This is a genomic window from Bradyrhizobium sp. AZCC 1721 (assembly GCF_036924715.1).
GTDB lineage: Bacteria > Pseudomonadota > Alphaproteobacteria > Rhizobiales > Xanthobacteraceae > Bradyrhizobium.
Map to the genome: position 1 here is coordinate 4,602,674 of NZ_JAZHSB010000001.1, position 15,143 is coordinate 4,617,816.

The window sequence follows — 15,143 nt, forward strand, 5'->3', positions numbered from 1 at the left end:
CCTTTGCTCCGCCGGCATTACCCGGCATCAACGCTCTTATTGCCCCGTCCGACTCCCGCCGTGACCACCGCCTATTGCGATGCTGAGGCCGCTACCCTCGTCCGCGACGGGTCTCCCCCTGTAACTGCGAACCACCCTTCCGACGTGCCGTGCCCACTACCCCGGCGGATCGCGTGGGTGCGCGTGTCGATTACTTCCCCACGCGTGCGGCCTTCCCCAAATGACCGGAGGGTCGGCATCCGCATTCGAACTTTCGAGGCCTGCTCGGGCTTCACTTTGTTACGGCCCATCGGATCGCTCAGCGGCCCAAGGCCGCCTTCGTCGCAGGGCTTCGACCCAGCCAGTTACCCGGCCGTGCCGCCTGCCAGCTTCCGGACCAATCGACAATTATCCGGGTGAGACCCTCCCTCACTGGTAGTTCGCGCCCTCGGGGCGCACGGTCATTCGCGTCGGTTTGGCCGGTGATCCGCAACTTCCAGTCTCCCCCCATGAGCAGACGTTTTCAGGCTCCGTCGGCATGTCTCAAAGATGCCAATAACGGTCATCCCGCATCGTCGGTTTTGCGCGCGGTGAGGCTTAGGAACAGCATCGCTCCGTAGAATGTGCCGCTTGCAACGCGCCGCTCCGCCTCCCGCTCGAAGCCTTCGACCAGCACCTGTCCGATCTCGCCGGCCCGGCAAGCAGCCGTGGTGCCGCGCGAGACTAGAGTCAACAGGTAGTCAGGACTCGTCGTCTGCACGTAACCGTGCGGCTGAAGCGACTCCACACGAAATCCCGCTGCGCTGGCGAGAGCGGGAAGCTGTCGCATGATGTAGGGTGCGTGCACCAAATTTCGCAGCACCGCACCTACAGCAGACTGCATCGGATCGTCGTCAAACAGTGCCACGGTAAGGGTTGCGAAGTCGCCGTCGAAAATAACGAGCTGTCCGCCTGGCTTAAGAACCCGCCAGGCTTCAGTCAACGCGCTCTTCGGGTCAGCCAAATGGGAATAGACGGTGTGCGCGATAACAAGATCAAACGAAGCATCCGGCTGCCCAGTCGACGCCGCGTCGCCAAGTGCGAAGGATACCTGCGGGTCGCCCTTGAACGCCTCGCGTGCCATGTTGACGAACAAAGAACACGGGTCGACTCCCATCAGCCTAGCCGGCTTCACGTGCTGCATGATGAGCTTCGTCGCAGCGCCATTACCGCAACCAACCTCGAGCGCGTTGGCGCCCCGGATAACAATCTCCCCCATATAGCGCGCGCAGATCGACTGGATGGCCGGCTCGGCCGCCCGGACGTTCATCGACCTCGCGATTGCGTCAAGCACCTCAGGCGGCTGCGCTTCAATGTGCATGAGCAGATCAGTCAAAGCGACGCCCTCTGTCCCTCACCAATATCCGGCAAGGCCAAGATGCACGAAGACCTCGCGCCGAAGCTCGGCCAAATGTGGATCGCCGCGATGTCGCGGATACGGTCGGGTATTCACGACCTCGGCCCTGATGCACGCGGGGCGCTCGCTCAGCACGATAACTCGGCTGGCGAGGAACACGGCCTCTTCCACGTCATGGGTAACCAGAAGCGCGGTGAAGCCCGCCTGCTGCCAGAGCGACACGAGTTCGCCCTGCATGGCGATCCGTGTCAGCGAGTCGAGCTGGCCCAAGGGCTCGTCGAGGATAAGAAGCTTCGGATCGTTAACCAGCGCCCGCGCTAGAGCCGCACGTTGCGACATGCCCCCGGAAAGCTGGCGTGGATAAGCGTTGGCGAAACCAGTCAGGCCGACCAGGCGCAAGGCATCATTGACGCGTTCGCGATGGCTCCGAAGCAGTCCGCGCGCTTCCAGCCCTACCGCAACGTTGCTCCATACCGTCCTCCACGGATAAAGCGTTGGATCCTGGAAAACGACGATGCGTGCCGGATCCGGCCCTTCAATCGCCTCGCCGTCCATGAACACGCGGCCGACTGTGGGAAAGTCAAGTCCGGCAACCAGCCGCAACAAAGTTGATTTACCGCAGCCGCTCGGCCCCAAAATCGCAACGAACTCTCCAGAGCCGACGCGCAGGCTGATGCGCTCGAGCACCGGCAGCGGCTGCCCTTCCAGCTCGAAACAATGGCTCACCTCGCAAATCGAAAGGGTTGCCCCGCGGACCTGACGATGATCGGTTGAGCGCACTTTTTCGGAAAAGGCGAGAGGGGCTACCATCGCACAAGCCCTTTCTGCCAAGCCAACAGCCGGTCGCGCAGGCGGAACAGTAGGGTGATCAAACCCGAGAATATCAATGCCATGATCAGCAGCGCCGCGTACATGTTGGCGTAGGCGGCCCACCCCTGGGCCCATTGCAGGTACCAACCGAGGCCGGCCTTCACACCGAGCATCTCGGCCACCACCAGGACAGCGACCGAGTTGCCGAGACCCATGAAAAGTCCGACAAACACATGCGGCATCGCCGCCGGAATGGCGACTTTGAGAACGAGAAAGCGTTGGCTTGCACCGAGGGTACGCGCGATGTCGTAATAGGCGCTACTCACGCTGGCGACGCCTGACCAAGTGAGAACAGTGACCGGGAACCCGGTGGCGAGCGCAATCAGAAACGTGCTGGCGCTGTGGCTCGAAGGGAAGGCGAAGAACGCGATCGGCAGCCACGCGGTCGCCGGGAGCGGACCGATAAGTCGCAAGATCGGGTGGATCCAATAACCGACGGCGGGCGACCACCCCATCCCCACGCCGACAGCGAAGCCAATCGCAGCACCAAGAAAATAGCCGCCAGCCAGCAGGTGTAACGAGGCGAGGATGCCTTCGCCGAGGCGAGCCCAATCCTCGATAACGACTTCCAGGATAGCCTGTGGCGGAGGAAAAAACGGCATCGGAAGGAGGCCGAGTTTTGCCGTCACCGCTTCCCAAGCGCCGAGAAACAGTGCGAGCACGAGCGCCCAAGGTACAAGCCGTCTTGCGGGCCGGAAGCCGGCAAATCGAACGTCGGCAAAGGAAACGACTGCCAGCGCGGCCGCGAGGGCGCCGAAGCCAGCAGCGAGGTCGCCGGTGTAGGCCCAATCGGTCCCAGGCTGGTCGGACCACAACGCTGTGAGCACGGCGACTGCGAGCCATGCCGTCGCCGCCATTAATCCACCAATCCATGGTCTATCTGCTGCACGCGGACCCGCAACGAAAGCCCCCATTGACACGCGGCTCACTTTGTCGATGGCGGAACTCATCCCAGCCGCCTCCGGTTAACTCAGAACGTCGACACAGATCCGTTCGGCAAACTTTGCAGGATCACTGCTCCGCTTGATCACGCTCACCTGCCTGAGTTCGTCCGCGTAGAGCGAGATTTGCTCCTTGAGCGCTGCTCCAACCGGATGATTATGGTGTGTGTGGCTTGCGAGCATGGCGGCGAGATCTTGCACCGAGCCTTTGCCACCATAGCCAGAGTACACTGCGGCGGCGTCGGCCGGGTCGCGAGCGACCAGGTCGCCAGCCTCGAGCACCGATCGTGTCAACGCGCTTGCCGCCGCGCGTTCATCACGGATGAGACTCCCGCGGATGGCGAGCACGCAGCAGATTCGGTCGGCGAATGCCCCGGATAGGTTGGTGGCAACTTCGTTCAGCTTTCCGCCCTTGAGCCAGAGATAGGTGCGCGGGTCATTATCGGCGAGCGCGTGCGCCTCGCCCTTCTCGACAGCGAGCGGGAGCAGATCGGCCGGGTATTGGCGCCAATCAACGTCCTTGATCGGATCGATGCCCCCCTTGGCCAGCATGATGGAAAAGAAGTTCTTCGCCGGGCTTGCTTGGTCGCTAATGGCGATGGACTTGCCGCTCAGCGATTCTAGCGTGGTGATCCGGGCGGACTTGGACCCGAGAAGTCGTATGCAGCCGCCGTGCACGCCAGCACTGATGCGAACATCGAATCCCTGCTCTAATGGCTTGAGCCAACGCAGGGCCATGCCGATGCCGGCATCCGCCTTGCCAGTCGCGATAGCCTCGAGCAGTTGTTCGGTCGAGCCGCCGAAGTTGATGAAGTCGACATCAAGATTATGCTTCGCAAAAACTCCCCGCTCCTTCGCTACAGGCGCCGCCGCAGTGCAGACTGAGGTCGCATTCCAGGCGAGCGTGAGCGCACGCTGAGGGCCCGATAGCCCTTGCCCGGTCATGGCAGCGCGGCAAAGAGGGAATTCCCTGAGAGGGTCGGGAAGAGACCCGCCCCAAGCCGTCAGCGCGCGGGCCGCGCTGATCATCGCGAACGGCGCTGTGGCGCCGAAGGCGCCGGCAAAGGCGAGCGCCGCGCGGCGGGAGAGGCGCCGTTGCGCCAATTCGGCCATCTCGTTCGTCAATTTCCTGCTGTTTTCGCCCGTTTCCATTATCGTGCTCCAGGAACTCATCCGTTCAAATGGACGCGGAGACACTAGGCTGTTCGGTCGGCGATTTTGCTTCGGATCGCCCGTCGTTGCGAACACGTCAACGCGACATAACCGACTTTCCGAGTTTGTTACAAAAGACTGTCGCGTCGGCGCACTGATGTCCAATGCATAATTCTTCTAGAATTCCATGCCGATTAGACATACATTGACACCCATGGACCTGAGGCGCCTACGAACATTTGTTGCCGTCGCCGAGTTGGGCACGGTGTCGAAAGCTGCGGTGCGCCTGCGCATAGGGCAGCCGGCCTTATCGCGGCAGCTCGGCGATCTTCAGCAAGAATTGGGCCTCACACTGTTTGACCGCGTTGGGCGCGGTCTCATCTTGACAGCAGCAGGCGAGCAGTTCCTTGCGGACTGTCGCCACGTATTGGCCCACATCGACGCGGTCCGCGAACGGGCCGAAGTCCTCCGCCGTGGAGACAGTGGGGTGCTGAAGCTTGCCGCTCCGCCGCACACCATCGAGAGCGTCTTGTCAACGTTTCTGCCTCGATACGCTGAGCGCTTTCCCGACGTCCATGTGAAACTGAGCGAAGCTCTTGGTCCCGAGCAGACGCCCTTGCTCGAACGCGGCGACGTTCATGTAGGCATCAGACATGATCAGGGCGACCGCCGCTTCGAGAGTCGGGTCTTGCCGCCAGATGAGGTCTTGGCCGCTTGCGCAGCATCGTTCGAGCTTGGCCAAGCCGGCCATATTGATATCGGCCGGCTCGCGTCTTATCCGTTGCTATTGCCGGATTCGGGCTACTCCATCCGCAGGCTGTTCGACGCAGCCTGCCGCCTTGCGGACGTTAGGCCAAATGTTCTGCTCGAGAGTCGTGCACCGCACACCCTGCTTGCGCTGGCGGAGGCTGGACAAGGCGTGGCAATCATCACATCGCTCCTGCGAACGGATCGCTACAAGCTGCGAATTCTTCGCGTGACGCATCGCCGCAAGCCAATTCGAGAACGATTTGCAATCCAATGGGACAAGCGTCGCCCCTTGCCGCCCTACGCCGAAAGCTTTTGCGAGGCGCTTGCGGAGTATATTCGTGAAGTCCTGCCGATCACACATCCGACCGAGAGCAAAATGGGCGGCGCGCGGAAACAATCCGCTATTCGAAAATCTCGCCAACGGCGAGGTAGTTCAAGGGTGGGCACGCGCGGAAAGCTGGGGGCCTACGAACAATGACCGGTTTGGTCCAGACTGTGTGAAAACCCCGTCGATGCTATGATTCTCTTGCTGAATCGGCGGGGGAAGTGATGCGGGGTTTCGTTCAAGGGGCGGATCGGCAGCAGACGACGCTGTTGCCGGAATGCCTTGATGATTGGGTCGACGAGAGCAATTCTATTCGCGCGGTCGATGTGTTCGTGGATGCGTTGGAACTGCGCGACCTCGGGTTCGATGGCGTTGATCCTGCGGCGACCGGCCGGCCGGCGTACCATCCTTCGCCGATGCTCAAGCTCTACATTTACGGCTATCTCAACCGGGTCCAATCGAGCCGGCGGCTGGAGCGCGAGGCTCGCCGCAATCTCGAGGTGATGTGGCTGACCGGACGGCTCGCGCCGGATCACAAAACCATCGCCGACTTCCGCAAGGACAATGGCCCGGCGATCAAGAACGTTTGCGCGCAATTCGTCGAGTTGTGCCGCAAGATGGGCCTGCTGACAAAGGCCAGCGTTGCCATCGACGGCAGCAAATTCAAGGCCGTGAACAGTCGCGACAACAACTTCACGCAAGGCAAGATCCAGCGCCGCCAGAAGCAGATCGAAGAGAGCGTGGCGCGCTACTTGAGCCAGCTGGACACCGCCGACCGCCAGACTGCCGCAGGAGAAGAGCCGTCGGAAACGGTGCTGCTGACCAAGACGCGGCTTAGGGGAAAAGCTGGCGAAGCTCGAAGAAGAAGAGCTAATGGCATGCCCCACCGCGGCAAGGTTTGTTAATCATCCGCAGCATAACCGCGTCAGAACGAAGTTGGGTTTATCTGATCAGTCCGGGCCTGAGGTCATTGGAACAGAATCAGATCATCTGCCTGGCAAGAAGCATCGGATTGTCAGGTGCTTAGCCCACAGCGGCCACACCATCGTCCGGCCGAATTTGTTGGGCTGCCGAAATAACGGCATCGTCGGGAACTTCAACCCACTCATTCTCAATACGGACTCGATAATGACCATTGCTCGATTTCCACTCGGGATCTTTGACCACATATCCGTCAGCGAACGAGCAACATAGAGTCTTTCCGCTCGCGTGATGATTAAACCATTCCTTCAGTGGCGAGTTCGCCCCGGCCGCCGTCATCCCGTGCGAGCGCTGGTCCGCAGAACAGTAAAAGGAAAAGCAGAAGCCGATCATCGCCTCCGGCTGCTCCTGCTCCAGCACGCCTCAACAAGTAGCGAAATCACGATTACGCAGAGTTTACAGGCAATTCAGCTGTGCTGCTCGCGACCGCCTGCCTGTCCCAATTGAAGTCCGCCCTCACATCAGCGCCCCGCTTGCCGCAAACCCGGTGTGGCTTGCAACAAAGTTCCTGACGTGTTCGGGTACCGGTACGCTATCGATATCGCAGCGGGCTTGAATTTCTTCGGCTACTTGGTTGGAAACATCCTCGATCCAGTGCTCAAGTGTGTTGAAGGCCACGACGCGAACCGGAGCGTTGAATTGGCCGGTTAGGAGATCGGAGATGATCGTTTCGAGGTCATCCCGCTCGATCTCTTTTTCAGGGCAATCACTGCGTGACGCGCCGAAACTATCGAACACAAGGTAGACTGTCTGATCAGCGCCGTAAGGCACTCCCGTCAGCAAACAATTTGGCATATGCACCGCCATGTTGCTCTCCTTCGATCGAGGTTACTATAAGGTCTGCCATGCTACTTCTAGTCGGAAGCCGACAATCTGGATGCACTGTTGCGCAAATTTTGTACGGCATTTGGCCCGCCTTTTAGCGCCATGCAGCCGGGCATGATTGCCGAGTCGCGCGCCCGGCGCCATCCTTATGAACCCGAGGATCGGCGCCAAATTCGCCGTGGATCGTTTCTCTGCATCGGCTTTGTCCGTAACGGGAAAAGATCAGCAGCTTCGGTGAGAGCGCGCCCTCGCCGTTCGCGGCTGACGCAGTCCGGCCCACGCGATTGGTCCGGTAAGGCGCGGAAGCGCATCCAGATAAGCGCAGAGCGGTACCTTTTCATTGTCCTTGCCAGAATGCAGCGCGTTGAGTCTGAGACGCCGTCGACGCCGAGACCACGGCCGCCACTCGTTAGCGCATGGGTGCACACGCCTGCGTAGCTCCACGCGCCGATCTGCTTCTCACGTAGAGGTCGTGACGTTGGTCAGCATGATTCGGTCAAGTGGTGCGGCGCGTGTCCAAGACCTGACCGGAGATCCGCGTTCCATCCCCTGATCGACCTTCCTTGGGCGGATTCACTTTCCGTCGATCCGCAAGCCAATAGCAGAAGCATTGGACAAGCAAGATTGCGAATCGCACCAATCGCTCGAACTCCGTTAACCACGGATACTCGCGGTGCTCGGGATTGACGACCAAATTGCTCGTTTCATTCAGGTTTCGCGGAAAGCGCGGGAAAAGCTATCGAAGGCCGGCTTCATGATGTACTCGAAAAACGTACGCTCTCCGGTCTTGATGTAGATGTCGGCCGGCATGCCGGGTGTCGGGATGAATTCAGGCATGCGCTTGAGAATATCGTCTTGGTCTAGACGCACCCGAACCACATAGAATTCCCGACGCGTGTCACTCGCAGGGCGTGTATCGGCCTTGACCTGTACTTGCTCCGCCAATGCGTCCGCTGACACGTAGATGACGCTCGCGCCGACCATGGGCGTGATGCGCTGGTTGAGCGCCGACAGCCGCACCAGCGCCTCCTGACCTACGCTCACGTGCGAAATGTCCTTGGGACTCACATGTGCCTCGATGACGCGCTCTTCGCCTATCGGTAGGAGCTCAAGCAGCACGGCGCCAGGAGAGACGACGCCGCCCGGTGTATGGAAGTTCCTCTTCACCACGATGCCCCGGACCGGCGAGCGAACGTCGACCCGGTCGACGACATCCTGCGCGGCGCGAATCTGCTCCTCCACGTCATCCAGGTCCGCTTCGGTCTCGCGCAGCTCCTTGATCGCATCCCGGAGCGCCGTCGAGTGGAGCTGGGCTATTCTTTCGTTCGCCTGAGAGATCCTCTCCTTCGAATCGGCGATGCGGCCAAGATACTCGCCGAGCTCTCCCTCGAGACTCGCCTCGGAGCGTTGCAGCGCCAGCACATCCGACTTGCGGACCAACTGCTGGCGAAGAAGCGAATTCTTGTCCTTCAGCTCTTCGGCGAACAGCGCAATACGCTGTTGGGTGGACTGCACTTGAGCCTGATATCCGCGGATGCTTTCCTCCAGCCCGGCGATTTGCTTCATGAGTACGCTTTCCTGGGTCACGAGACTAGTCCGGCGTGCCCTCAGTTCGGTACGTTGCCGCTCAAGGACCGCTTTGATTTCCGGATCACGTGCGCTCGCGCTGAATGCTGCGGGAGTTTCGATTGTCTCTGAAGAGCTCATTTCAGCTTCGAGACGCGCCTTCATGGCGAGCAGCCGATACTTTTTTAAGACCAACCGCCTCAGCTTGGAGTTGGCAGCGGTGTCGTCCATGCGAACCAGCACCTGGTTCGCCTCCACGGCATCACCGTCCTTTACCGCAATCTCGCGTATGATGCCGCCCTCGAGGTGCTGGACCAGCTTGTTCTGTCCGGTAGCCACGAACGTGCCCGAGGTGACGACCGCACTGTTCAGTGGTGCGACTCCGGCCCAAACACCGAAACACCCGAGCCAAACGACCAGCATGGCGAGGCCGGTGAAGATGGGCCATCTGGCGCTCAGCGGAACGCCGCGGTACCACTCACCGGTGCTGTCCTTTTTTGCTTTCATGCTGTCCTCCCGCGCGGTCACCTCACGGGCCAGAGGATTCGATGCGTTGCGGCTGCTCCGGCTTACCTGCGGCGGCCCCACCGGGCGACCGAACCAGGCGGTGCAGCACGTCGCTCGGAGATCCGAATGCTTCGGCCCGTCCGGCCCGCAGGATGAGCACTTTGTCCACGCTGTTCAGCAGCGCAGGGCGCAGGGTTACCACCACCGCGGTGACCCCCCGCTTCTTGGCGCGCTGCAGGGTCTCGGTTAGAGCCAGCTCCCCCGCCGCGTCGAGATTCGAGTTGGGCTCGTCGAGGACGACGAGGCACGGATCACCGAAGAATGCCCGGGCGAGCGCGATGCGCTGCTTCTGTCCCCCGGAGAGCGGTCCGCCGCCGCGGTCGAGCACGGTCTCGTATCCTTGCGGCAGCTGACAGACCATGTCGTGGATGCCCGAGAATATCGCCGCCTCATAGATGCTCGCGTCGGGCAGGTCGTCCCGCATGCGGCAGATGTTCTGCTTGATCGTCCCGGGAAATAGCTCGACCTCCTGCGGCAGGTAGCCGGTATATTCGCCAAACTGGCGGCGATCCCAGTTGCGCAGCTCTGTTCCGTCCAGCCTGACCTTGCCGGCGGTCGGCACCAGACAGCCCACCAGAATGCGCGCGAGGGTCGACTTGCCCGACCCAGACGGTCCGACAATGGCAAGAGACTCTCCGGGCGCGAGCTCGAGCGACACGCTATTGAGCACCGGTTCCTTCGAGCCGGGCGGCAAATACAAGACCCGATCCACGGTCAGGCGCCCTTGCGGCTTGGGCAGGCGCAGCTTCGGCGTCTCGCGCTGGAATGACTCGACCGCCTGCTTGACACGCGCATAGGCCGATCGCGCCTGAACGCAGCTGCGCCATCCCTCGATCAGCCCCTCGAGCGGCTGCAGCGCGCGGCCGACGATGATTGCGGCCGCGATCATCATGCCGCCGGTGATCTCGGCGTTGAGGGCCAGATAGGCGCCCACGCCGAGGATCGTGATCTGGGTCACGAGCCGGACGAACTTCGACGCACCGCTTATCCAGAAATTCCGGTCAAGGGCTTGGCTCTGCACCGTCAGGGCCGGCGCCTGCCGGCGACCCCAATGAAGAATGCTCTCGCTCAGCATTCCCATCGCATTGATCACCTGCGAATTTCGCGCCAGCGACTCGGCCGCCGCATCGGCCTCAGCAGCATGCAGGCCTGCCTCGCTCAGACGCTCCGAGGTCGCTTTCTGGTTGAGCACCGCAATCAGCACCAGTGCCAAGCCCGACACGACAGCGATTAAGCCGAGATCTCGGTGAATGAGAAATATGACTCCGAAGTAGAGGGGCGAGAGCGGCGCGTCCATCAGCATAAGCATGACGGGGCTCGAGATGAATCCCCGCACCTGGTGAAGGCTACGAATCGCCTGGATGGTCCCGCCCTCGCCGGCCCTGGCGTTGTTGATGCTGCTCGCCAGCACTGCACCGCCGAGCACCGCCTCCATCTTGGTCGCAAAACGCCCCAGCACCTGCCGACGCAGAATGTCGATGATCGAGAGGATGCCGATGAACGCCAGCGCGAGAGCCGAGAGCATCAGCAGTGTTTCGAGGCTGCGGCTCGTCAGCACGCGATCGGAAATCTGGAACAGGTAGATCGGCAGCGTGAGCATCAGCAGATTCACGACGACCGAAAATGCAGCGACCGCAATCAGGTTCGTGCGCGCGACCGAACGCCAGGTGGCCAGCGGATTGACAGGTCCAACATAGTCGCGGGCCTCGCCGCCGGGTGTGACGCGAAGGTGATCTGCAGAATGGCTGCGCGGCGGATTGTCCAGTATCTCGACGGCCGCCATGTTCGCCCCCGCTATAGGATAGCAAGTTCAGGGTCTGTTGGCTGATTCGTATCCGCGATCTCGGGAGGCGGCGGCGCAGTGTCAGACGCCGACGCGGCGTCGGCCGAAGACCCGGTATCCTGCGGTGGAACTGCGCTATCGCTGCTAAGGTTAACGCCGTAATCGGTGTACTCGGTTCCGGTGTGCAGAGCGTTTTCTGGTGGCGGTGGCTCATCGTTCAAGGCGATCACGTCGCCTGCGGCCTTATCGACCGGCGCCGCATCCGCAACAGTGTCGCTGGCCACGGTCCCGGTGTCGGCCGGATCTGACACGTCGCTGGCCGGATCGCTCACTGTGGCAGCTGTTGTCGTCGGCGCCGGCTCGGTCGTCTCAACTGGCGCCGCATCCGCAACAGCGTCGCTAGCCACGGTCCCGGTGTCGGCCGGATCTGACACGTCGCTGGCCGGATCGCTCACGGCGGCAGCTGTTGTCGTCGGCGCCGGCTCGGTCGTCTCAACTGGCGCCGCATCCGCAACAGCGTCGCTGGCCGCGGTCCCGGTGTCGGCCGGATCTGACACGTCGCTGGTCGGATCGCTCACGGCGGCAGCTGTTGTCGTCGGCGCCGGCTCGGTCGTCTCAACTGGCGCCGCATCCGCAACAGCGTCGCTGGCCGCGGTCCCGGTGTCGGCCGGATCTGACACGTCGCTGGTCGGATCGCTCACGGCGGCAGCTGTTGTCGTCGGCGCCGGCTCGGTCGTCTCAACTGGCGCCGCATCCGCAACAGCGTCGCTGGCCGCGGTCCCGGTGTCGGCCGGATCTGACACGTCGCTGGTCGGATCGCTCACGGCGGCAGCTGTTGTCGTCGGCGCCGGCTCGGTCGTCTCAACTGGCGCCGCATCCGCAACAGCGTCGCTGGCCGCGGTCCCGGTGTCGGCCGGATCTGACACGTCGCTGGTCGGATCGCTCACGGTGGCAGCTGTTGTCGTCGGCGCCGGCTCGGTCGCCTCAACGACTGGCGCCGCATCCGCAACAGTGTCGCTGGCCGCGGTCCCGGTGTCGGCCGGATCTGACACGTCGCTGGTCGGATCGCTCACGGTGGCAGCTGTTGTCGTCGGCGCCGGCTCGGTCGCCTCAACGACCGGCGCCGCATCCGCAACAGCGTCGCTGGCCACGGTCCCGGTGTCGGCCGGATCTGACACGTCGCTGGTCGGATCGCTCACGGTGGCAGCTGTTGTCGTGAGCACCGGCTCGGTCGCCTCAACGACTGGCGCCGCATCCGCAACAGCGTCGCTGGCCACGGTCCCGGTGTCGGCCGGATTTGACACGTCGCTGCTCGGATCGCCCAAGGTGGCAGCTGTTGTCGTGAGCACCGGCTCGGTCGCCTCAACGACTGGCCCCGCATCCGCAACAGTGTCGCTGGCCACGGTCCCGGTGTCGGCCGGATTTGACACGTCGCTGCTCGGATCGCCCAAGGTGGCAGCTGTTGTCGTGAGCACCGGCTCGGTCGTCTCAACGACTGGCCCCGCATCCGCAAGAGCGTCGCTGGCCACGATCCCGGTGCCGGCCGGATCTGACACGTCGCTGGTTACGTCGTTGGTCGGATCGCTCACGGCGGCAGCTATTGTCGTCGGCGCCGGCTCGGTCGTCTCAACGACCGGCGCCGCATCCGCAAGAGTGTCGCTGACTGCACTTAACGGTTGTGCCACGTCACCGGTCACCGGCGCGATCGTCCCGCCCATGTCATCGGTCAGCGTACCCGCGCTGTCGCTCACCGTTGCGAGCACCGGCTGCGCCGCCGCCTCGACCGGCGCGATCGTCCCGCCCACGTCATCGGTCAGCGTGCTTACGGTGTCGCTTACCGTTGCCAGCACCGGCTGCGCCGCCGCCTCGACCGGCGCGATTGAGCCGCCGACGTCATCGGTCAGCGTGCTTACGGTGTCGCTCACCGTTGCGAGCACCGGCTGCGCCGCCGCCTCGACCGGCGAGATCGTCCCGCCCATGTCATCGGTCAGCGTACCCGCGCTGTCGCTCACCGTTGCGAGCACCGGCTGCGCCGCCGCCTCGACCGGCGCGATCGTCCCGCCGACGTCATCGGTCAGCGTGCCCACGGTGTCGCTTACCGTTGCCAGCACCGGCTGTGCCGCCGCCTCGACCGGCGCGATCGTCCCGCCCATGTCATCGGTCAGCGTACCCGCGCTGTCGCTTACCGTTGCCAGCACCGGCTGCGCCGCCGCCTCGACCGGCGCGATCGTGCCGCCCATGTCATCGGTCAGCGTACCCGCGCTGTCGCTTACCGTTGCCAGCACCGGCTGCGCCGCCGCCTCGACCGGCGCGATCGTCCCGCCCACGTCATCGGTCAGCGTGCTTACGGTGTCGCTTACCGTTGCCAGCACCGGCTGCGCCGCCGCCTCGACCGGCGCGATCGTGCCGCCCACGTCATCGGTCAGCGTACCCGCGCTGTCGCTTACCGTTGCCAGCACCGGCTGCGCCGCCGCCTCGACCGGCGCGATCGTGCCGCCGACGTCATCGGTCAGCGTGCTTACGGTGTCGCTCACCGTTGCCAGCACCGGCTGCGCCGCCGCCTCGACCGGCGCGATCGTGCCGCCCACGTCATCGGTCAGCGTACCCGCGCTGTCGCTTACCGTTGCCAGCACCGGCTGCGCCGCCGCCTCGACCGGCGCGATCGTGCCGCCGACGTCATCGGTCAGCGTGCTTACGGTGTCGCTCACCGTTGCCAGCACCGGCTGCGCCGCCGCCTCGACCGGCGCGATCGAGCCGCCGACGTCATCGGTCAGCGTGCTTACGGTGTCGCTCACCGTCGCCAGCGCCGGCTGCGCCGCCGCCTCGACCGGCGCGATCGTGCCGCCGACGTCATCGGTCAGCGTGCTTACGGTGTCGCTCACCGTTGCCAGCACCGGCTGCGCCGCCGCCTCGACCGGCGCGATCGTGCCGCCGACGTCATCGGTCAGCGTAGCCGCGCTGTCGGTCACCGTCGCCAGCACCGGCTGCGCCGCCGCCTCGGCCGGCGCAATCGTGCCGCCGACGTCATCGGTCAGCGTCGCCGCGCTGTCGCTCACCGTTGCCAGCACCGGCTGCGCCGCCGCCTCGACCGGCGCGATCGTCCCGCCGACGTCATCGGTCAGCGTCGCCGCGGTGTCGCTCACCGTCGCGAGCACCGGCTGCGCCGCCGCCTCGACCGGCGCGATTGAGCCGCCGACGTCATCGGTCAACGTCGCCGCACTGTCGCTCACCGTTGCGATCACCGGCTGCGCCGCCGCCTCGACCGGCGCGATCGTCCCGCCGACGTCATCGGTCAGCGTCGCCGCGGTGTCGCTCACCGTCGCGAGCACCGGCTGCGCCTCGACCGGCGCGATCCCTCCCACCACGTCATTGCTGAGACTGTCGACAGCTCCAAGCAGGGGAGCAAAGCCGATCATCGACGGGCTGAAAGAGTAGCACGTTGGACTGAACGGACTCGAGCGTTGACCCACCATGCATTTGAGTGCTTCCGAGGTGGGAATCCGCTGATAGCGGGTTGAGGGAACTATCTTCGATTGAGATGTGAGCGTTATGATGGCGGGACTCGGCATCATCGCCGCCTCCGCCGCCCCCTCGGCGGCGACTGCCTCATTGCGGGCCGTGCCCGGCTTGAGCGCATCGTCATGCGGCTGCGACAAAAGCCCCGTCGGATCGAGCTGGGCCGCAGGCGCCCCCGACGAGGCGGTGGGCCTTTTGACCGTCTCATCCTCTGCGCCCGTTTTCGAGGAATCAATAACCGGCGGATGGTCATTCGCCATCTGCGGCGCGGCGCCTGCCTGAGCCGTTTTGGCGACCTCCTGCTCGGCCGCCGCGGATTTGAAAATGCCGACAAGAAACTCGTCGCAGGCAATCAGCGGGGCAAGGAAGAACGACCAGGTCAAGAAATTGAAAGAGCCGGATCGCTTGTCCGCACGCTGCACCCCAGCTTCGAAGATTTTCCGCTCTTGTTCGAACAGTTCGCGTTTTTCTACTTCGTTCATCACTGCCGCC

General features: G+C 63.3%; 10 protein-coding genes and 1 pseudogene. 2 read left to right on the forward strand and 9 right to left on the reverse strand.

Annotation, left to right across the window (positions count from 1 at the left end):
• Positions 1–541: 541 nt before the first annotated feature.
• The 4 genes from V1273_RS22325 to V1273_RS22340 are packed head-to-tail and all read right to left on the reverse strand — an operon-like array spanning position 542 to position 4,299.
• Positions 542–1,354 (reverse strand): methyltransferase domain-containing protein, encoded by an 813-nt coding sequence (locus V1273_RS22325; protein WP_334381752.1) that lies wholly within the window; start codon positions 1,352–1,354, stop codon positions 542–544.
• A gap of 18 nt (positions 1,355–1,372) precedes the next feature.
• Positions 1,373–2,185 (reverse strand): ABC transporter ATP-binding protein, encoded by an 813-nt coding sequence (locus tag V1273_RS22330; RefSeq protein WP_334381751.1) that lies wholly within the window; start codon positions 2,183–2,185, stop codon positions 1,373–1,375.
• Positions 2,179–3,159 carry an ABC transporter permease gene (locus tag V1273_RS22335; protein ID WP_442893836.1) on the reverse strand — a complete coding sequence of 327 codons (981 nt, stop codon included), beginning with the start codon at positions 3,157–3,159 and terminating at the stop codon, positions 2,179–2,181. The genes V1273_RS22330 and V1273_RS22335 overlap by 7 nt, the downstream gene beginning before the upstream one ends.
• 51 nt (positions 3,160–3,210) lie before the next feature.
• A complete protein-coding gene (locus tag V1273_RS22340; protein WP_442893837.1) occupies positions 3,211–4,299 on the reverse strand; it encodes an ABC transporter substrate-binding protein in 1,089 nt (362 codons plus the stop codon).
• Between the two features lie 226 nt (positions 4,300–4,525).
• Between V1273_RS22340 and V1273_RS22345 the strand changes: the two genes are divergently transcribed.
• Both V1273_RS22345 and V1273_RS22350 read left to right on the forward strand, forming a co-directional pair.
• Positions 4,526–5,566: a LysR family transcriptional regulator gene (locus V1273_RS22345; protein WP_334381748.1), complete on the forward strand. Its 1,041-nt coding sequence runs from the start codon at positions 4,526–4,528 to the stop codon at positions 5,564–5,566.
• 71 nt (positions 5,567–5,637) lie between these two features.
• Positions 5,638–6,204 (forward strand): annotated as a pseudogene (locus tag V1273_RS22350) (transposase); the annotation flags it as partial.
• Positions 6,205–6,436: 232 nt separating this feature from the next.
• Here the strand turns inward: V1273_RS22350 and V1273_RS22355 are convergent.
• The 5 genes from V1273_RS22355 to V1273_RS22375 all read right to left on the reverse strand — a co-directional run bounded on the left by V1273_RS22355 (position 6,437) and on the right by V1273_RS22375 (position 15,133).
• Positions 6,437–6,754, reverse strand: coding sequence for a hypothetical protein (locus V1273_RS22355; RefSeq protein WP_334381747.1), 318 nt, complete (start codon positions 6,752–6,754; stop codon positions 6,437–6,439).
• A 96-nt stretch (positions 6,755–6,850) separates the two neighbouring features.
• A complete protein-coding gene (locus tag V1273_RS22360) occupies positions 6,851–7,201 on the reverse strand; it encodes a hypothetical protein (protein ID WP_334381745.1) in 351 nt (116 codons plus the stop codon).
• 726 nt (positions 7,202–7,927) lie between these two features.
• Positions 7,928–9,292 carry an HlyD family type I secretion periplasmic adaptor subunit gene (locus V1273_RS22365; RefSeq protein WP_334410876.1) on the reverse strand — a complete coding sequence of 455 codons (1,365 nt, stop codon included), beginning with the start codon at positions 9,290–9,292 and terminating at the stop codon, positions 7,928–7,930.
• Positions 9,293–9,314: 22 nt separating this feature from the next.
• Positions 9,315–11,135: a type I secretion system permease/ATPase gene (locus V1273_RS22370; protein WP_334381742.1), complete on the reverse strand. Its 1,821-nt coding sequence runs from the start codon at positions 11,133–11,135 to the stop codon at positions 9,315–9,317.
• Between the two features lie 11 nt (positions 11,136–11,146).
• A complete protein-coding gene (locus tag V1273_RS22375; RefSeq protein WP_334410877.1) occupies positions 11,147–15,133 on the reverse strand; it encodes a beta strand repeat-containing protein in 3,987 nt (1,328 codons plus the stop codon).
• Positions 15,134–15,143 lie beyond the last annotated feature (10 nt).